The organism is Paenibacillus pabuli NBRC 13638 (assembly GCF_001514495.1).
Taxonomy (GTDB): Bacteria; Bacillota; Bacilli; order Paenibacillales; family Paenibacillaceae; genus Paenibacillus; species Paenibacillus pabuli.
This window is the reverse complement of record NZ_BCNM01000002.1, coordinates 139297-158389: the sequence shown is the minus strand read 5'-3', so window position 1 is coordinate 158389 and position 19093 is coordinate 139297. Positions and strand designations below refer to the sequence as shown.

11 protein-coding genes and 2 tRNA genes are annotated in these 19093 nt (G+C 48.2%); 11 read left to right on the top strand and 2 right to left on the bottom strand.

Annotated elements, in window-relative coordinates:
* The first annotated feature begins 3 nt into the window (after nucleotides 1-3).
* The 10 genes from PPA03S_RS04240 (at nucleotide 4) to PPA03S_RS04195 (ending at nucleotide 15416) form a co-directional block, all read left to right on the top strand.
* A complete protein-coding gene (locus PPA03S_RS04240) occupies nucleotides 4-1119 on the top strand; it encodes a DUF58 domain-containing protein (protein ID WP_062320187.1) in 1116 nt (371 codons plus the stop codon).
* Nucleotides 1116-2426, top strand: coding sequence for a DUF4129 domain-containing protein (locus tag PPA03S_RS04235; protein ID WP_062320185.1), 1311 nt, complete (start codon nucleotides 1116-1118; stop codon nucleotides 2424-2426). The genes PPA03S_RS04240 and PPA03S_RS04235 overlap by 4 nt, the downstream gene beginning before the upstream one ends.
* 83 nt (nucleotides 2427-2509) lie before the next feature.
* The gene (locus PPA03S_RS04230; RefSeq protein WP_062320183.1) at nucleotides 2510-3466 is read left to right on the top strand and encodes an aldolase catalytic domain-containing protein; all 957 of its coding nucleotides are present in this window, start codon (nucleotides 2510-2512) and stop codon (nucleotides 3464-3466) included.
* Nucleotides 3467-3757: 291 nt separating this feature from the next.
* Nucleotides 3758-5884 carry a bifunctional diguanylate cyclase/phosphodiesterase gene (locus PPA03S_RS04225; RefSeq protein ID WP_062320181.1) on the top strand — a complete coding sequence of 709 codons (2127 nt, stop codon included), beginning with the start codon at nucleotides 3758-3760 and terminating at the stop codon, nucleotides 5882-5884.
* Between the two features lie 139 nt (nucleotides 5885-6023).
* Nucleotides 6024-6097: transfer RNA gene (locus PPA03S_RS04220), tRNA-Pro, on the top strand.
* 11 nt (nucleotides 6098-6108) lie between these two features.
* Nucleotides 6109-6179: transfer RNA gene (locus tag PPA03S_RS04215), tRNA-Gly, on the top strand.
* Between the two features lie 478 nt (nucleotides 6180-6657).
* Nucleotides 6658-8550 (top strand): ribosomal protection-like ABC-F family protein, encoded by a 1893-nt coding sequence (gene abc-f, locus PPA03S_RS04210; protein ID WP_062320179.1) that lies wholly within the window; start codon nucleotides 6658-6660, stop codon nucleotides 8548-8550.
* Between the two features lie 458 nt (nucleotides 8551-9008).
* Nucleotides 9009-10043 (top strand): phenylalanine--tRNA ligase subunit alpha, encoded by a 1035-nt coding sequence (gene pheS / locus PPA03S_RS04205; protein WP_062320177.1) that lies wholly within the window; start codon nucleotides 9009-9011, stop codon nucleotides 10041-10043.
* A 72-nt stretch (nucleotides 10044-10115) separates the two neighbouring features.
* Entirely contained in the window at nucleotides 10116-12569 is a 2454-nt protein-coding gene (pheT, locus tag PPA03S_RS04200) for a phenylalanine--tRNA ligase subunit beta (protein WP_062320175.1), read from the top strand.
* A 138-nt stretch (nucleotides 12570-12707) separates the two neighbouring features.
* Nucleotides 12708-15416 (top strand): cell division protein ZapA, encoded by a 2709-nt coding sequence (locus tag PPA03S_RS04195; protein ID WP_062320173.1) that lies wholly within the window; start codon nucleotides 12708-12710, stop codon nucleotides 15414-15416.
* 105 nt (nucleotides 15417-15521) lie between these two features.
* On the opposite strand, the gene PPA03S_RS04190 is transcribed toward PPA03S_RS04195, so the two are convergent.
* Together PPA03S_RS04190 and PPA03S_RS04185 are read right to left on the bottom strand one after the other, a co-directional pair.
* The gene (locus PPA03S_RS04190) at nucleotides 15522-15908 is read right to left on the bottom strand and encodes a cupredoxin domain-containing protein (protein ID WP_326100159.1); all 387 of its coding nucleotides are present in this window, start codon (nucleotides 15906-15908) and stop codon (nucleotides 15522-15524) included.
* 213 nt (nucleotides 15909-16121) lie between these two features.
* Nucleotides 16122-16487, bottom strand: a complete 366-nt coding sequence (locus PPA03S_RS04185; protein ID WP_062320169.1) for a phage holin family protein — start codon at nucleotides 16485-16487, stop codon at nucleotides 16122-16124.
* Nucleotides 16488-16674: 187 nt separating this feature from the next.
* Between PPA03S_RS04185 and PPA03S_RS04180 the strand changes: the two genes are divergently transcribed.
* Nucleotides 16675-19044, top strand: coding sequence for an endonuclease MutS2 (locus PPA03S_RS04180; RefSeq protein WP_062320167.1), 2370 nt, complete (start codon nucleotides 16675-16677; stop codon nucleotides 19042-19044).
* The last annotated feature ends 49 nt before the right edge of the window (nucleotides 19045-19093 follow it).

Sequence of the window (19093 nt, the reverse complement as noted above, 5' to 3'; positions counted from 1 at the left end):
CTTATGGCATTATTATGGCTTGTCATTGTTGGTGTCATCATTATTGGAGTACAAGGCATATGGTTCGGCCGTCCCGCCTTATACAAGCTCAAGTACACCAGACAATTCAGCAAAATGCGTTGTTACGCCGGAGATGAGCTCGAGATGGTAGAGACGATTTCAAATGAGAAACGAATTTCGGTTCCCTGGCTCAGACTTGAAGCCATGATGCCCGTCTCTTTTGTTTTTCGATCCGGTTCAGGCATGGATATCAGCCAGGGAGATATCTACCAGAATCATAAAAGCATCTTCACATTGAAACCGTTTACTCGTATTACGCGCAAGCATCCCTTCGTATGCAGCAGACGTGGAATATATACGTTAAACACCGTGACCATGACTGGAGGGGATCTCTTTGGCCTTTGGCGCATAACCAAGTCGATTCCCGTTCATCTAAACATGATTGTGTATCCTTCACTCGTTCATGCTGAAGATCTTCCCGCGATCTATCAGGTATGGCAGGGAGAGGTCGAAGTCTCCCGCTGGATTGTTGAAGATCCCTTTCTCATCCTCGGCGTTCGTCCGTATGGTGCGGGCGACCCAATGAATCGTATTCACTGGAAAGCGAGTGCTCGTACGGGTGAACTTCAGGTATACAAACAGGGATGGACTGCCGACCCCCAATCCTGGATTGTGGTCAACATTCAGGAGTCTGCAGACATGTGGAGTGTTGTTACCCGTCCCGAGACGATCGAACGGGCACTCCGTTATGCGGCAACTGCAGCTGCGGACGCGATTGGGAGAGGGTTGCCTGCAGGATTTGCTCATAATGGTTATCGTGTGAGTGGAGGGCAGGATCCATTGCGGATTGAGCCGGATTACGGCAGTCCTCATCTGGAGAGGTTACTGGAAGCTATGGCGGAGACGGAATTAAAATGCATGGTTCCGATGGAGCAATTCCTGAGCGATGAAGTACAACGAAACGAAGAAGCACAGCAGGCTCGCAGTTATCTCTTAATTACATCCTATGTATCCCCTGCCATGGATCATGAGATTGCTCGTTTGCATGAACAGGGCCATCGTGTGACCGTACTCCCGGTAGAGGGTGGGAAAAGCGATTCAAAGGCGGTGAGTGCATGAGTGATTCCAGGAGTTCCAAGGAAAGAGTACTTTTATCCACATTGGCCGTTCTATTGATCGGTGTGTACCTCTACCCGTTTTTGACACTTACATCACTGTATGCGGCAGGACATTTGCCATACACATTGATGGGGATCTTCGTTGTGGCTGGATCGATAGGTCAGTGGGTACAGCACAGATGGCCAGCTATTAGCGAAAAAAACACCTTTATTCGATGGGGCGCAGCGCTGATTATGGGGCTGTTGGTCTCATTCATTATCTCTTTAATATTGGGGCTTCCTTTACCTGATTTGCTGACAGCAGCGGTATGGGGAGTGATTTCTGCCTATGTTGGATTGAATGTCCAACCTGTCTTTCGCTCCATTTTGATTTGGCGCTTGCAGATTTTTGGTGTGCTCACTGCGATCGTATGCAGTGGGGCAGCCAACGGAATTGAATTCATGCAACCTCTCCGAGGGTATGCAGGAACCATATATGCAGCAGGGGTCATCAGTTTTGCTGGTTGGTTGGTAGGTCAATACAGTGTGCAGCTGGATCGGGCGATATTGAATGATGGCCAAAGAAGGATTGTACTGCGTGAGTTCGCCCGAGCGAATCATCAGCGTTTGGGATGGATGCTGATTGTAATTGCAGGAATTGGTGCTTTCCCCAGTCTTGTTGCCTGGTTAGGTCCATTGCGTGACCGTCTGCTTGCCTGGATCAGAGGTTTACTGGGTTCGAGCTCCAATCAGGATGTTCCGATTACACCTACAGCTCCAAATGAACCACCGATGCTACCTGAAGGGATGGAGGCATCAGGGGAGCCCTCTGTTTTCTGGGATATCTTGGGGTGGGTAGTTATGGGGGCTGTTGCAGTAGTTGTCCTGTGGCTTATTCTGCGGTTGGGCCAGAAGGCCATAAACAAACTTATGGATCGTTTCAAAGGGCTGCTGCAGCCCGGTCAGAAGAAGGGTGAACCCCGGACAGAGTATGTGGATATCAGTGAAACGTTAGAGGCGCCGGCGAAAACGCGGAAAACTTGGTTCCGCAGGAAGGAGCCGCTGCCTTCGCAGGATGCTGAACGTATTCGATTTTATTACCGGAAGTGGATCGACAGAGCTGCAGCCCGGGGTGTGGATATACAGGGGGCACATACGCCACTGGAGGCCGCAGAGACCATTGTTCAGCATGAAGCCAGAGAAGATGATGAGCGGCTCTCTGCAATGCTGCCAGATCACTATAATGCTGTTCGATATGGCAAGAAATCTCCAGACGATTCCGAGATGAGTGAGATTGATCGGATATGGAAATCTTATCGAAGTAAATAAGTCGGGAATCCCTTTACTTTTCTTGTTGCGTTCAAGTATCATGAGAGGAATACACAAGTTGGTCAGAAAAGGAGCAGACATTAATGAAGACAAATCATTGCAAAATAGTAGATTGTACAATCCGTGATGGTGGATTGGTAAATAACTGGGACTTTAGCGTGGACTTTGTTCAACAGCTCTATGCTGGATTGAATGAAGCTGGCGTTGATTATATGGAAATTGGATACAAAAACTCGCCCAAGCTCTTGAAAGGGGCAGAAGAAGCAGGACCATGGCGTTTTCTGAATGATGATTTCCTGCGCAAGGTTATCCCGCAAAAAGGCAACACCAAATTGTCTGCACTGGTTGATGTCGGTCGTGTGGACGAGAATGACATTCTGCCACGCAGCGAAAGCATGCTGGATCTAATCCGTGTAGCGTGCTACAGCAAGGATGTAGACAAGGCGCTTGCCCTGGTACAAACGTTCCATGATCGTGGGTATGAAACAACGCTCAACATTATGGCATTGTCTAACGTGATGGAAAATGAACTGTTGGAAGCATTTGAACTAATCAAGGAAAGTGCTGTGGATGTTGTATACATAGTAGACTCCTATGGTAGCCTGGATCATAACGATGTGAAATATCTGGTGGAGAAGTTCAAGACTCACTTGCCAAACAAACGTCTTGGCGTTCATACGCACAATAACATGCAACTGGCATTCTCCAATACACTGATCGCAGCTGAGCTTGGCGTTGAACTGCTGGATGCTTCTGTATACGGGATGGGCCGTGCTGCCGGGAACTGTCCGACTGAACTGCTTGTTGCCCACTTGAAAGGCACGAAATATAATTTGCGTCCTGTACTTGGTGTATTGGAGCAATTGATGGTCCCGCTCAGAGAAAAAGAAGAGTGGGGTTACATTCTGCCTTACATGATTACAGGTACGTTGGACGAGCATCCTCGTTCGGCAATGACACTGCGTTCGTCGGCGGATAAAGATAAAGTTGTCGATTTTTATGATAAACTGACCACACCAGAAGTGAATTTTGATAAATAAAATAGGCTTAAATACAGTTGTAAACTAAAGAAACATGGAGTCCTGTGAGGATTCTGTGTTTTTTTTAGTTCTAAATGCCTTATTTTTCGACGTTTATATGAATATATATTCCTAGGAGTACATATTTTTTAGTTCACGTCTGCGGAATTAAATGTTATTATGTACCAGATAGCATGTTTGTGCATGTGAATTGAACGTTGGTAGATATGAAAATGTCGAATATTGTAACAAAAGATATTTTTATAGTTAAGGTATTTCAGGATAGGTGATCCCGGGAAGGAAAAACACGGCATGAAGGCTAATCAGCAAGATCAGAGAAAAATAGGTTGGGTCGCTATAGGCGGCTTATTGTGTTTCCTCGCAAGTCAATGGTTTCGTTCTTCTACAAGCTCTGATCTGATCATATCGGGTTACCCGGTTCTGACACTCTTGGGTGGATTCGCTGCGGCAGCGGCCTGTATCGGCATTTACAATCAAAGCTGGTTATTCCAGACGCAAAGGCTGACCCTGAGAAGGGTCATGATGACTACGTTGTTTTTATTAATTGGTTTGTTTGAATTGGTTCACATCGTATCTTTTGCCGAAGAAATGCCGAGTGGTGCCATGGCCGAGTCCGATTTCTCGCTGAAAATGATGACGCTTGGATCTCTTGCTTGTGCGGCAGGTTTGCTGTTCATCTATACGGTCAAAGAGAAGGAAATTGCGTTACCACGCAAATTTTTACTGTTTAGCGGAACGCTGGGTATGTTTGTTGTATTGTACATATTGGCTATTCAGGAATGGGCCGTGCTGCCAAACTTAATGGCGGGTGATGTGATTGGCGGAATGTTTACCCTTAGTCATTTTCTGGTGGGCATCCTGTATGGTGTGACTGCGGTAGTGTTATTCGTTCATTGGAAAAAAAACAGAGATGGAGATTTGCCTTCCATTCTTTGCGCTATCCTGTGTTTTTTCTATGGCGAATGTTACTTAGTTTCCGCAACGCAGATTAATGATATCAATCTGTTGTTGGGTCTATTCAGCGATTGTCTGGCCTATTTCTTTATCCAGAAGGGACTGTATTCGTCCGTAGTGGATATGCCTTTCCTCAAACAGCAGGTAGCTGAAGCAAAAATGAACTTTATTGCTCATCATGATGATGTAACAGGGCTGCCGAATCGTCGTCGCCTTTCTCAACGACTTAAAGTGATGATGGACGAGGCTGTGGTGGAGGAGCAGCTTGTCGGCGTACTGGTACTAAACATTAACCGATTCAAAACGATTAATGATTCACTGGGTCAACAAGCAGCTAACCGTGTACTTCGTCAGGTAGGGCAGCGTCTGAAACATTCTTCACTCCCGGGAGAGGAAGTGTTCGGACTGGGAAGAGATGAGTTCGTTTTGACCATGACAGACTTCTTCATTACAGATACAGCATTACGGCGGACAAGATCCATTTTGCAACTATTCGAAAAACCTGTAACGGTAGATGGAAACGAATATCATCTTACCCTGGGTATTGGTATGGCGATATTCCCGCACGACGGAGACTCACCGGAGGAGATCATTCAGAATGCGGATACGGCCTTGCATCATGCCAAAGATCAGGGAGTGGAGCTCAACCGGTATGCCCATGCGATGCAGATGAAAGCCCAGGAGCGGTTGCAGCTTGAGAATGATCTGCGTAAAGCATTGGATCGGGGACAGTTCTACCTGGTATATCAGCCGCAGGTTAATTTGGCAAGTGGCTTGATTGTGGGTATGGAGGCTTTGGTACGCTGGCAGCATCCGCTTAGAGGATCGGTATCCCCTGCAGAATTTATTCCACTTGCAGAGGAAAGCGGGCTGATTGTTCCTCTTGGAGAATGGGTGCTGCGAGAGGCCTGTGCTCAGAACAAACGGTGGCAAGAAGCAGGTTACCGCAAACTGTGTGTGTCAGTTAACCTCTCTATGAGACAGTTCAGGCATTCCCATCTGCTGGATAATATTAGCAGCATCCTTAAGGAAACAGGATTGGAACCAGTATGGCTCGAACTTGAGATCACGGAAAGCATGACGTTTGATAAAGATCGTGCCTTTGAACAATTGCGGAAAATCAAGGAGATTGGTGTGCATATCAGTATTGATGATTTTGGAACAGGGTACAGCTCCCTTCATTATCTGAAAGATCTGCCAATTGACCGGCTCAAGATCGACCGTTCCTTTGTCAATGAAGTCATGGAGGATAGTAACAATGCCGCGATTGTGTCGACCATTACGTCCATGGCCCATCACTTGCATTTGAAAGTAACAGCCGAGGGTGTTGAGAATGAGGACCAGCTGTCATTTCTTCGTAATCAGCATTGTCACGAGGCTCAGGGGTACTTTTTCAGCAAGCCGATTGCAGCAGCGGACTTCGAGAAGAAGTTTTTGTGTGATGTAGATAAACCCACGGGATAGGATGGGCAGAGGCGTAGGACGCTTCTGTCTTTTTTTTGTTTTGAAAGGTTAGGTTGGAAATGAAAAAAAAGTTGCAAGCCTTGGAGGTTCGTGGTATATTATTTTTGTAAAATTCGTGTTAATGTTCCTCGAAACTTGACGGGACGTAGCTCAGCTTGGTAGAGCACCTGGTTTGGGACCAGGGGGTCGCATGTTCAAATCGTGTCGTCCCGATTATTATTCGTGCGGGTGTAGTTCAATGGTAGAACTTTAGCCTTCCAAGCTAATAGCGTGGGTTCGATTCCCATCACCCGCTTAACCAAAGCAACATCCGAAACCCTTGTGAAAACAAGGGTTTTTCTTTTTTTTTGGAGGCATATGTATTTCAATTGTATTGGGATGAGATGTGGATTTCGAATTCAAAACCTTTGCTTTTTCCCCATCATCTGGTACAATAACGGAGAAATCGATACTACACATGAATGAGAGGTAACCATACGTCCCATGAAGTAAAACACATGAATTGAACCCCAGTAACTGCAGAGAGTGTATTGACGCAGTCAGCCAAAAAGCGGCTGAGCAATGAGGGGATTCGTGTGTCCAAATTCAGCTATGGGATCAGGTATGGAACCAGGCAGGCTGTTCTGGCTTGTGTATACCCTTATAAGGGTTCTTTGTTCATACCGTGGGTATCTTATGCTTGTTTGTTGACGCTTTATCCAATCCTGAATTGCCAGACCGCCGGCTGATGCCAGCGGTTTTTTTATTTTGAATTGCAGGAAGGATGAGGCCTCATGATGACAATGGTACGCCTACATGAAGTATCGAAAGAATGGAACGGGAATGAGTTGTTCGCAGGATTGAATCTGGAAATAAATGAAGGTGAGCGGCTTGCCATTTTGGGTCGCAACGGGTGTGGCAAGACCACCTTACTACGCATCATTCTTGGAGAAGAAGAAGGGGGTGGACGTATTGAACGCCACATTCCGCAGCAGGAGTGGGGATTCATGCGCCAGCGCTCCGTGATAGAACCTGATATTAATGTGCTTGATGCCGTCCGGCAGGAAAGTGGGCAGATCTACGAGGTGAAGCGTGACCTGGAAGAGCTGGAACGGCAGATGAGCAAGAGTAATGTAGAAGATGAGCAGCGGTTACTCGCAGCGTATACTATCGCAATGGAACAATATGAGCTGCTGAACGGGTATATGTGGGAGACTGAGGTAGAGAAGGTACTGACGCGTCTCGGGTTATCGTCGGAACATTGGAGCAGGCCGTATCATTCCTTGAGCGGCGGACAAAAAACAAAGGCTAGACTCGCGGGACTGCTGGTCAGTAAACCGAAATTTTTGATTCTGGATGAACCGACAAATCATCTGGATGAAGAAAGTATGCGCTGGCTTGAAGAATGGCTCTCCTCCTATACGGGTACACTGCTGTTTGTCTCTCATGACCGGACCTTTATTGACCAGGTGGCAACGGGTGTTGTTGAGTTCAGCTCGGATGCACTGACCAAATATAAAGGGGGCTACACGGATTACAAAGGCCATAAGGAACGCGAATGGCGTGAGCAGGAAGCAACGTACCGCAGGCAGGAGCTGGAGCGGAAGGCGCTGGAAGAGACGATTCGCAATTATCAGCAGTGGTTTCATCAGGCTCATAATTCAGCGACCGATGTGGAGGTCAAAATCACTCAGAGCTTCTACAAAGCAAAGGCCAACAAGAATATTTCCCGCTACCATGCCAAACAGAAACAATTGGAGCGTCTGGAGAAAGAACGGGTGGATAAACCTGGTGAAGCTGCCAAATTAAACATGGAACTGCAGGTGGATACACTGGCTGCCCGTCAGCTCCTTGCACTGCAAGACGTTAGCTTTGGTTATCCGGGAGGGCTTACATTGCTTCACAACCTTCGGCTTGCCATCGAACGTGGAGATCGTCTTGCCGTACGCGGACCGAATGGAACTGGCAAGACGACACTGCTCAAACTGATGATTGGCGAACTGGAACCAAGCCAAGGCAAGGTGACACGCCATCCGCAGCTAAAGATCGGCTATTTTTCGCAGGAGCTTGAGGGGTTACCGGAAAGTGAGACGCTCCTGGACAGTTTGCTCAGTCTCCCATCTATGACCCAAAGCGCTGCACGTACCATTCTGGGATGCTTTTTATTCTCGCGGGATGATGTGTTCAAGCGTATTGGGAATTTGAGTATGGGGGAGAAGTGCAGGGTTGCTTTCCTGCGGTTGTATTTCGGTGGGGCCAATCTGCTGGTATTGGATGAACCGACGAATTATCTGGATATTGACACACAGGAAGTAATGGAGAATATATTGAAGCAGGCATCCGGAGCGCTGGTACTCGTATCCCATGACCGTATGCTGACCAAAGTACTCGCCAATCGTTTGCTTGATCTGGAGGCGGGTGGCAAGACTGCGCTGTTTGAGGGTGGAGTGGAGGACTGGGAGCAATCTATCAAACTGCGAGAGTCTGCCCTAGAGGTTCGGGAGTCAGACGATGAACGGCTGCGGCTTGAAATGCGGTTGTCCGAGTTGTTATCTCCCATGAACAGTGCAGGCAATGAGGTGTTAACTAAGCCTGATGATGCAGTCGAACGGGCGGCTGAGGTTGCCGTGGTTCGCGAAATTCAGCGTCGTTTGAAGCAGCTGCATGAGCTGCGAAAACAGAAGTAATGGATTGACGAAGCGAATTCAATCTCATTTTTGGGCATAACGTTACATCACGCGGCTTTACAGCTTGCTATTTCGAGTGATTTTGCATATAATAATGGACGATCATCAGTAAATTTAAAGGTTTTTCTGACATGCAAACGTGATGATGGAGACAAGTAAGCAGTGCCTCTGGACAGGGAGGAAGCGCCGTAGATTGAGAGCGTTTCTGTAGAACAAGGCTGCTGAAATTCACTCCGGAGCGGTTCCCTGAACCATATCATGCGATTCATCGCAGGAGTTAGTAGGGGTTAACGGTTAACGGTCGTTATTCCGTATAGAGTGAGGCAGACATGTTGCAGGCCGGAAGGGCAGGGCAGCACTGAATGTCTAACAAGGGTGGTACCACGGTCTTTTCGTCCCTTCAGGGGAGAGAAGGCCTTTTTTTGTTGCATTAAACCACATAAAGGGGGCATTTACACATGAAAGAACGTTTGGAGGCATTAAAGATCGAAGCGCTGGAACAGCTGTCTGGCGTGAACGATCCACAGACGCTGAGTGATCTGCGTGTAAAGTATTTGGGAAAGAAGGGTGCATTGACCGAGATTTTGCGCGGAATGGGTGCGCTTAGTGCAGAGGAACGTCCGGTGATCGGCCAGGTTGCCAATGATGTTCGCGGTGCCATTGAAGAAGTCATTGACAGCAAGCAGGAGCAGTTCCAAAAGGAAGAGACGGCGAAACGTCTGCAATCCGAGAAAATTGATGTGACCCTGCCGGGACGTCGCGGACGCCAGGGCGGACTGCATCCACTGACCAAAGTGGTACAGGAAATCGAAGATATTTTCATCGGTATGGGCTACCGCGTAGCGGAAGGTCCTGAGGTTGAAATGGATTATTATAACTTCGAAGCGCTGAATCTGCCGAAGAACCATCCGGCGCGTGATATGCAGGATTCCTTCTATGTAACGGAGGATCTGTTGATGCGTACACATACGTCACCCGTTCAAGTTCGCACCATGCAAAGCATGAAAGGCGAAGTACCTGTTAAGGTCATCTGTCCGGGGAAAGTATACCGTCGTGACGATGACGATGCAACGCATTCGTTTCAGTTCAATCAGGTTGAGGGGTTGGTCATTAGCGAGAACATTCGCATGAGTGACCTGAAAGGTACTTTGCTGCAATTCGTACGCGAAATGTTCGGTGCACACACCGAAATTCGTCTGCGTCCAAGCTTCTTCCCGTTCACGGAGCCAAGTGCGGAAGTGGATGTAACTTGTGTACAATGCGGCGGCAGTGGCTGCCGGGTATGTAAACAGACGGGCTGGCTTGAAATCCTAGGCGGCGGTATGGTTCATCCGAAAGTGCTCGAGATGGGCGGTTATGATCCGGAGAAATACAGTGGGTTTGCATTCGGAATGGGCGTAGAGCGTATTGCCATGCTGAAATATGGCATTGATGATATTCGTCATTTCTACAACAGTGATATGGCGTTCCTGAAACAGTTCGGACGACTGTAAATACCGAAGTAGCATACAGGGCGAACGCCCTTCATTTGCAACACCAATTCATAGATTAGGAAGTGAACGTCCATGAGAGTATCGACAGATTGGCTGTCTGATTATATCGCGCTGGAAGGCGTGGAACCGCAAGAATTGGCTGAGAAAATCACCCGAGCGGGGATCGAGATTGATGTAGTGGAGAACCGGAACCAGGGCGTGCATAACGTGGTTGTCGGTTACGTGAAGAGCAAGGAGAAGCACCCTGACGCTGACAAGCTGAATGTATGTGTGATTGATGCCGGTCAGGAAGAGGATCTGCAAATCGTATGTGGTGCAAAAAATGTGGATGCTGGTCAAAAAGTAGTCGTTGCCCTGGTCGGAGCGAAGCTCCCTGGTGGACTCGATATCAAAAAAGCCAAGCTGCGCGGCGTCGTGTCCCTTGGCATGATCTGCTCTGCGAAAGAGCTGGGTATGAACGACAAGTTGCTGCCGAAAGACCAGCAGGAAGGCATTCTCGTTCTGCCAGAACAGACGGAGATTGGCACGCCAATCAGCCAGGTTCTCGGTCTTGATGATTATGTGCTTGAACTGGACCTGACGCCAAATCGTTCCGACTGTCTCAGCATGCGTGGCGCGGCTTATGAAGTTGGTGCCATCCTGGGTCGTGAAGTGAAGCTGCCTGATCCCAAAGAGCAGCTGGTGGAAATCAGTGATGCGGCTGCGAATCATATCTCGGTTGAGATTACGGCTGGCGAACAATGCAGTCATTATGCAGCCCGCTATATAACTGGGATCAAGCTTGGAGCGTCTCCGCAATGGATGCAAAACCGGTTGATGGCTGCTGGTATCCGTCCGATTAATAATATCGTTGACATCACGAACTATGTCATGCTGGAATACGGACAACCGCTGCATGCATTTGATGCAGATAAGCTGGAGAAGGGCCACATTGAAGTGCGGATGGCCAAAGAAGGCGAAACGATCGTGACCCTGGATAGCCAGGAGCGCAAGCTGGAACCGCATATGCTGCTTATTACAGATGGCGTGAAACCGGTAGCCATCGCGGGTGTTATGGGTGGCGAAAATTCCGAGGTATCGGAAACCACAGTGAATCTGTTGCTGGAATCCGCCAAGTTCGACGGCGGAACCGTTCGGAAAACGTCGCGCCAACTGGGGCTGCGTTCCGAAGCAAGCATGCGTTTTGAAAAGGAAGTTGACCCGGCTGCTGTCATTACGGCGTTGAATCGTGCGGCTGAGTTAATCCAGCGTTATGCGGAAGGCGAAGTTCATCAAGGGATTGTGGAAGCGGGAACAGCGGGTGCGGATAAACGTGTTGTGCAGCTGTCGCTGGATAAACTGAATCGATATCTGGGAACGGATTTGTCCCTCCTTGAAGTGAAAACCATTTTCGCTCGTCTGCACTTTGCGTGTGGTGATGCGAAGCAGGGTCTGCTTGATGTGGAAGTGCCAAGCCGCAGAGGGGATATTACCCTTGATGTGGATCTGTTTGAAGAGATTGCCCGTTTGTATGGATATGACAATATTCCAACCACATTGATCGAAGGACCAACAACACCAGGTGCTTACACACCATCCCAGGCAATGCGACGTACCATTCGTGGTCTGTTTGCAGGCAGCGGCTGGCAGGAAATGATCAGTTATTCGTTCGTTCACCCGAACAACGTATCCTTGTTCCCCGCTTTGACAGAAGGCAGTCAAGCGGTGAAGCTGGCTATGCCAATGAGTGAGGATCGCAGTGTGCTCCGCAAGAGCATTTTACCGCAAATGCTGGATGCAGCAGTGTACAACATGAATCGCAAAGCCGATTCACTGGCTGTGTTCGAAGTGGGCAGTGTGTTCTTCACCGAAGAGGAGAAGCTGACCAAGCAGCCACACGAAATTCCGGTGTTGAGCTTGCTGCTTACGGGAAATCGGGCATCCCAGCAGTGGAATGTGGGAGCAGAAAAAGTGGACTTCTTCGATCTGAAAGGTGCACTTGAGAACCTGTTCGCCTACGTGGGTCTGGAGCAACGTATTCGTCTGGTGGCTGACAGTCCTGAAGGATTCCACCCGGGACGTTCTGCATCTGTATACTTGGAAGCTAAAGATGGCAGTGAAGGCAAATTGATCGGTACGATGGGTCAATTGCATCCTGAACTGCAGCAGCAATATGATCTGAACGACGTGTACCTCGCCGAGATTGGACTTGAAGCGATCTACAGCGAAGCGGATACGGACATCCGTTATCGTGAGCTTCCACGTTTCCCAGCAGTTGAGCGGGATATTGCCGTGGTTGTTAGCAAAGATATCGAAGCAGGGGATATGCTGCGTGCCATTCGTGAATCTGCGGGTGAGCTGCTGCAAACGGTACAGGTATTTGATGTGTTCACAGGCAGCAAACTGGGTGATGACAAGAAGAGCGTAGCTATGGCTCTCGTTTATCGCAATCGTGAACGGACTTTGACTGATGAAGAAATTACCGAGGTTCATGCTCGTGTGGTTGCTCGTCTGGAAGAGCAATTCGGAGCCGAATTGCGTAAATAGAACATAAGTCAATTTTTTGAACAAAGATTAGCAGGAATTGCTTGAAGTCACATCGAATCCTTAGCATTAGAGGATCGATGTGACTTTTTTTGTTTTACAGCTTAGAATCAACATACAGACTTGAAGGAGGGCACAACTGTGACTACACCTGATCGTACACGCGTCACCGTAGAGATCTACGGGACTTCCTATAAACTGGTTGGCAGCAGTGCCGACTATATGAAACAAGTAGCTAATCTGGTGGATGAGCGAATGAGCGCCATCTCCAAACATCATTCCCGACTGGATACTCCGCGCATTGCGGTGCTGGCAGCTGTACATATGGCTGAGCAGTCTCTTCAGACTCAGGAAATTCGGAATGAGCTGAAAATGCTGACCGGTGAACGTACCGAAATGAGAAATGAACTCAATCGGCTGAACGCCATACAAAGTGAACATCAGCAGGAATTGGAACGTCGAGATCTCGCTTTGGCTGAAGCAGCGAAGCTAAAGAATGAGGCGGAACAGGCTCTTGCAAAGCTCCAGAAGGACCAGCAGGCAGAGGTGGCCAAGCTCAATGCATTGCTTGAGCAGGAACGAGCTCAGGCAGCAGATCGTGAGCAGAAGCTTCAGGCTCAAACTGCGGCTCAATTGAAAGCAGCGGAAGAGAAGGCGCAGGTCCGTCTGAAAGAAGCGGAAGAAAAAGCAGCAAATCAACTCAAAAATGCACAGACTCAAGCGGCGATCCAGCTGAAGGAAGCACAGTCACGCGCAGCAACGGAGCTACAGCAGGCTCAGGCCAAAGCGACCGCACAATACAAGGAACTGCAGGATAAGACAGCGGCTCAACTGAAAGAAGCAGAAGCACGAGCTGTGGCAGAGCGTCAGAAAATTGAAGTTCAGGCTGCACAGCAGATACAAGTGGCTAAAGAACAAGCCGAAGCTGCAATTCTATCTGAATTGGAACAAGCCGAGGTCCAATTGCAAAAAGTTCAGGAAGATGCCCAGCTTCGATATCGTGAACTTCAGTCCGAGATGGAAAAGCGTATCCAGCAGGCAAAGCAAACTGCTGCGAACCATGCGCAAGAACTGACTGTAAAGGCAAAGGAAGAACAGACAGCACTGCTGCAACAAGCAGAGCAGAAGCGACGAGCTGAGATCGAAGAGCTGAATGCAACGTTCAAGGAATCATCCGAACAGGCCGAATTGGAATGGCTGGAAAAAGAAGCAGCTTATGAAGAGCAGATTCAACAAATCAATGAAGCGGCCCGGGCTCAGGCAGCCGAAGCAGCAGTAACGGCTGAGGCTTTGCTGCAAGAGGAACGCAGCAAGCTGAAGCAGCAGCTTGAGGAAGAACGTAAACAGGCGCAGGTGCGCCTGACAGATATTGAAGGTCAATTAGTCGAAGTACGGAAGCAACTCAAGAATGCTCAAGAGGTAATGGTGGATCAGGAGCAGCAGCTCCAACAGGAGCGTAGCCAAACGGAGACGTTGCGCAATGAACAAGCCGTATACAAACAGGAACAGGATGTTCAGCTTCGTCGAATTACGGAACTTGAGCAGCAACTGGAACAATTGAAAGCAGACAGTGCAGAGTTGCATAAACAGCTTCGTAACGCAGAAGCTGATGTCCAACAGTCCCGGGAAGCGCAGCAGCAATGGAAGCAGCAGTATAACGAGACCGTTGAGCGTGAAACCTCTCTGACAGCACAGCTGCGCAAAGTTCAGGAGCAGCATGCCCAGCTTGAACAGGAGATCACAAAACTCCGTGAAGCCGAAGTGAAATCCGAGGATGAGCAGCGCAGATTGCAAAAAGTGCTTGAGCAGGCCCATGCAGCAGTTCGCACTTTGCAAAATGAGATCAGTACACTGACGCAAAGCGAGCAATCTTGGAAAGAAAAAGCGGAACAACGTCTGATTGAGATCGGTGAATTGGAAACTCAGGTTCTTGAAGCTGCAGAGCAAAATGAGACGCTGGAATTGGGCGTGCAGTCTCTTCATGATGAATTGTCTGTGGTTAAAGAAGAGGCTCGCCATGCTGGTGAAGAAACCGAACGTTATATAGCGCGAGCAAGCCTCATGGAGCAAGAACGAGAAGAAATTAGCCAGGAAATGAATGAAGTCCGTGCAGAGCTGTACCAGCTGCAGGAAAGTTATAAACAAATCCGTAAGGATTACAGCGATGCACTTCAACGTGAAGAGGACTATAATCGCAAACTGAATAAAATGAGTGAAGAAAAGGAAGAAATCGTTCGTGCCCTTGAAGAATCCAGACAGCATGCCAAACAGCTATCTGAACGGATGAATGAACAAGGCAGTCTGCTAACTCAGACAGAGGAGGAAGCACTGGAGTGGCAAATCAAGCATGAAGAATTATCTGCGAAACAAGCAGAGCTTTCTTCTCGCCTGCAACAGCTGACTGCTAGGGAAGGTGAGTTAAGCACCAAGGTAGAACAGGCGGAGCAACAAGAACAGGTTTGGCAGCGTCGTGCAGATGAATGGGCGGCTCAGGAGCAATCCTGGAAGGATCGCTGGGCGGCACTGGAGAACGAATTAAACCTCTGGCAGAAAGAGAGCGCCGCCAGTGTTGAAAAGGTAGAAGAGCTGAAGCAGGAGCGCGAGCAGCTTGCCAAGCAGCATACCGAGGCGATCGAAGAAAAACAAACGATGGAACATGAATTGCTGGAGATCGGTGAGCGGTATGAACTTGCAGCTCATCAATTGCGTTTACTGCAAGTTGAACGTGAGATGGAGCAAGAAAAGGCGGAGCAGCTAAATACGGATTACCGCCAGTTACGGGATGAATATACGAAATTGCAGACGGAATATAACGAATGGATTGAATTGATTGAGCAGGATCAGACCTAACCTGATGATGATGTCATAACTCGAATCCTGCACAGCGCACTTGTGTACAATTTGTTATAATGAAGAAAGAGCTCCCGTCGTTACGGGGGCTCCTTGTTTTGAACTCTATTCGTCAACAATAATTTTGGAGATCATACTTCCATGACCACTTCCACAATAAACGGAACAGGACATTTCAAATTCCCCTGCTTTGTCGGGAGTAATCACTTTGGAATTGTTCTTGGTATCCAGCCGAAGGTTCAGCTCTGGCACGAGAACGCCATGGTTACCGTTCGTATTTTCATAGACAATCTTAACCGGTACCCCTTTTTTCAAGTGGTATTCAGGCTGGTCGAATTCATAGTTGCTCGCTTTGATTACCAGTTCTTCGCTTGCTGTAACACCCGAATCGGATTCGCCGTTTGATTCGGCGGATTGTCCGGTTCCTCCACATGCAGCAAGGACCAGGGTCAACATACAGGCTGCAAGCCATGCCATGCCTCTCTTCATCATGTGCCTCCTTAAAAGCGTGATATGGATAAAATTTGAATGATTTCTCCAGCCATCATACCGTAAATTGACGATGCCTGTACATGCTGCCTATGTCGTTTTTTTGAACTTCACATAAGCTTGGCATAAAAATAAACCTCATCAGGCATATAAGCCATCAGAGGTTTAGGGGAAGCTGGCAACAGGGTATAGGGGGTTAAGTAGGCACAGTGGAGTCTATGCGTGATTTTTAGATCTTCTTCCAGCATCAAAAGGCGTGGAGACCGGAATGAAGAGATCAATGATCCCAATGACCAATGCAGCCAGAACGGCACCAAGCAGACTGACATGCACATGATCTACAACATATTGTCCAATCCAGATCACCAGTGCACTGACGATGAAGCCGACAATACCACGGCCAAAAGGATTGACCCTTTTACCGAAGATACCTTCAATAATCCAACCGAGAAGGGCGATAACCAGAGCAAGCATCAGAGCACTCAAGAAACCGCCAACGGCGAATCCGGGTACGATCCAGCTGACAACCATCAATACAATTGCGGCGATGATAAATCGCACGACATGTCCCAGAAAATTCATGGTGTTTACCTCCTTTTATTCAGATGGGATTGGGCAATGAGAATCCTGTTAAAGGGAGAGGTTGCACAATCCTGACACTTGTAGTTTGCGGCGGCAAGTCCCAAGTTATGTGTGGAAGGATTCGTTAAATAGCGAAAGGGAGTTTCTTTCGTTATAATACAGTTATAGTTTGGAAGGAGTTGTACACTTGGACACGAAAATTTTACACACATTGGAATATCGCAAAATTTTAAATACATTGCAAAGCTTTGCCCAGACTACGATGGGTAAAAAGAAAGCGGATCTACTGGAACCGATCAGTGAACTGGAAGAAGTGAAAAGACTTCTGCAGCAGACGGATGAAGCTTTTATGTTTGACCGTCTGAAAGGATCTCCATCTTTTGGGGGAATTGTAGACATTACGGCCTCCGTCAAACGAGCAGAAATTGGAGGCACGTTGAATCCGCATGAGCTTCTGGGGATTTCCAACACGACCTTTGCTGCACGTCGGTTAAAACGCCAGATTGCTTCGCTTCATGACGATGAAAAAGTGGAATCGCTGTTCTATATCAGTGATCAAATATCCGAACAGAAGACACTTGAAGATGCGATTCGCAATTGTATCGACGATAATGCTGAAGTTTCTGACAGCGCGAGTGTAACGCTTGGGCAGATTCGTCGTGAGCTTCGCGGTGGTGAGGCACGCATTCGCGAGAAGCTGGATTCAATGATTCGTTCTTCGACGGTATCCAAAATGTTGCAGGATCAAATCATTACCATTCGTGGTGATCGGTTTGTTATTCCTGTAAAGGCGGAGTATCGTTCCTATTTCGGTGGGATTGTGCACGATCAATCCGGTTCGGGTGCAACCCTGTTTATAGAACCGGAATCCATCGTTGCCATGAACAACAAACTGCGTGAGACCCGGATTCGTGAAGAACGCGAAATTGAAGTGATTTTGCAGAAATTGACGGCTCTTGTCAGTGAACAGGTGGAGTGGCTGTTGTATGATGTCGACCTGCTGGGATCACTTGATTTTATTTTTGCCAAAGCACGACTCGCACGGGAACTGAAAGCCACGTTGCCACGGATGAATGATCGCGGATTTCTCAAGATTAAAAAGGGACGACATCCGCTGATTTCCATCGAAAATGTGGTGCCGACCGATATTGAACTGGGCAATGAGTATACGTCCATCATCGTGACGGGCCCCAATACGGGAGGAAAGACCGTTACGCTCAAAACAATTGGATTACTGAGCCTAATGGCGATGTCAGGATTGTTCGTTCCAGCTGAGGATGGCAGCCAACTGTGTGTATTTGATGCGATCTACGCGGATATTGGTGACGAGCAGAGCATCGAACAGAACCTGAGTACGTTCTCCAGCCACATGACAAATATTATTCGAATATTGAAAAACATGACCACCAATAGTTTGGTGCTCCTAGACGAGGTTGGAGCGGGTACGGACCCGGCGGAAGGCTCGGCACTGGCCATTTCCATTTTGGAGCATATGCACCAGACGGGATGCCGTATGGTAGCGACGACGCATTATAGTGAATTGAAAGCTTACGCCTATGAGCGTAAAGGTGTTATTAATGCGAGTATGGAATTTGACGTAAACACACTGAGCCCAACCTATCGACTTCTCGTTGGTGTGCCAGGGCGGAGTAATGCGTTTGCAATTGCCGAACGCTTGGGTTTACCGGGATACATTCTCAATTATGCGCGTGGTGAAGTGAAGGAAGAAGACCAGCGGGTTGAGCATATGATTGCATCTCTCGAAGAGAACAGGCTTACGGCTGAGCAGGAACGTGAGCGCGCGGAACTTCTGCGCCAAGATATGGAGAAATTGCGTAGTCGGCATCAGGCAGAACTGGAGAAGCTGGAGCAGCAGCGTGACCGTCGCATTGAAAAAGCGGAAGAAGATGCCCGTGCCATTGTGGACAAGGCGAGAGCAGAAGCAGAGAAAATTATAGCGGATCTCCGCCAGCTTGCCATGGAAGAAGGGGCCTCCGTTAAAGAGCACAAGCTTATAGCTGCTCGGAAACAGCTGGATGAAGCTGAACCAGAAAAACGTAAAAAAACGGTGAAGCGCAATGCAACTGCAACCAAGACTCGGGCGATCGGCCCGGGCGATGAAGTTCTCGTTTACAGTTTGAATCAAAAAGGCCACGTGGTCGAGATGTCAGGCACCAAAGAAGCAATAGTACAGTTGGGAATTATGAAAATGAAGGTGTCCCTGAATGATCTTGAATTGCAGCAGTCTGCCCCAGCGGAATCCAAACCGAAGCAGAAACCGGTAACGGGTGTGAAACGGACCCGTGATGACAATGTGAAGAGCGAACTGGATTTACGGGGAACGAATCTGGAAGAGGCCCTGATGGAAACGGATCGTTTTATCGATGAAGCTTTCCTGGCTAATTTGGGTCAGGTTTATATTATTCACGGTAAGGGAACAGGAATTTTACGTTCCGGTATTCAGGATTACCTTCGTAAGCATAGACATATAAAAAGTTACCGGCTGGGCAATTACGGAGAAGGCGGAAACGGTGTGACCGTCGCAGAATTGGAATAGCCCGACCATGATCAAAGATATTCAGCTGCCCAACCGATTGAGGCAGCTG

Bases quoted from the DNA above. Each gene is read 5' to 3' on its own strand.
- PPA03S_RS04240 (WP_062320187.1), top strand. From the start codon at position 4: ATGGCATTATTATGGCTTGTCATTGTTGGTGTCATCATTATTGGAGTA.
- PPA03S_RS04235 (WP_062320185.1), top strand. From the start codon at position 1,116: ATGAGTGATTCCAGGAGTTCCAAGGAAAGAGTACTTTTATCCACATTG.
- PPA03S_RS04230 (WP_062320183.1), top strand. From the start codon at position 2,510: ATGAAGACAAATCATTGCAAAATAGTAGATTGTACAATCCGTGATGGT.
- PPA03S_RS04225 (WP_062320181.1), top strand. From the start codon at position 3,758: ATGAAGGCTAATCAGCAAGATCAGAGAAAAATAGGTTGGGTCGCTATA.
- abc-f (WP_062320179.1), top strand. From the start codon at position 6,658: ATGATGACAATGGTACGCCTACATGAAGTATCGAAAGAATGGAACGGG.
- pheS (WP_062320177.1), top strand. From the start codon at position 9,009: ATGAAAGAACGTTTGGAGGCATTAAAGATCGAAGCGCTGGAACAGCTG.
- pheT (WP_062320175.1), top strand. From the start codon at position 10,116: ATGAGAGTATCGACAGATTGGCTGTCTGATTATATCGCGCTGGAAGGC.
- PPA03S_RS04190 (WP_326100159.1), bottom strand. From the start codon at position 15,908: ATGATGAAGAGAGGCATGGCATGGCTTGCAGCCTGTATGTTGACCCTG.
- PPA03S_RS04185 (WP_062320169.1), bottom strand. From the start codon at position 16,487: ATGAATTTTCTGGGACATGTCGTGCGATTTATCATCGCCGCAATTGTA.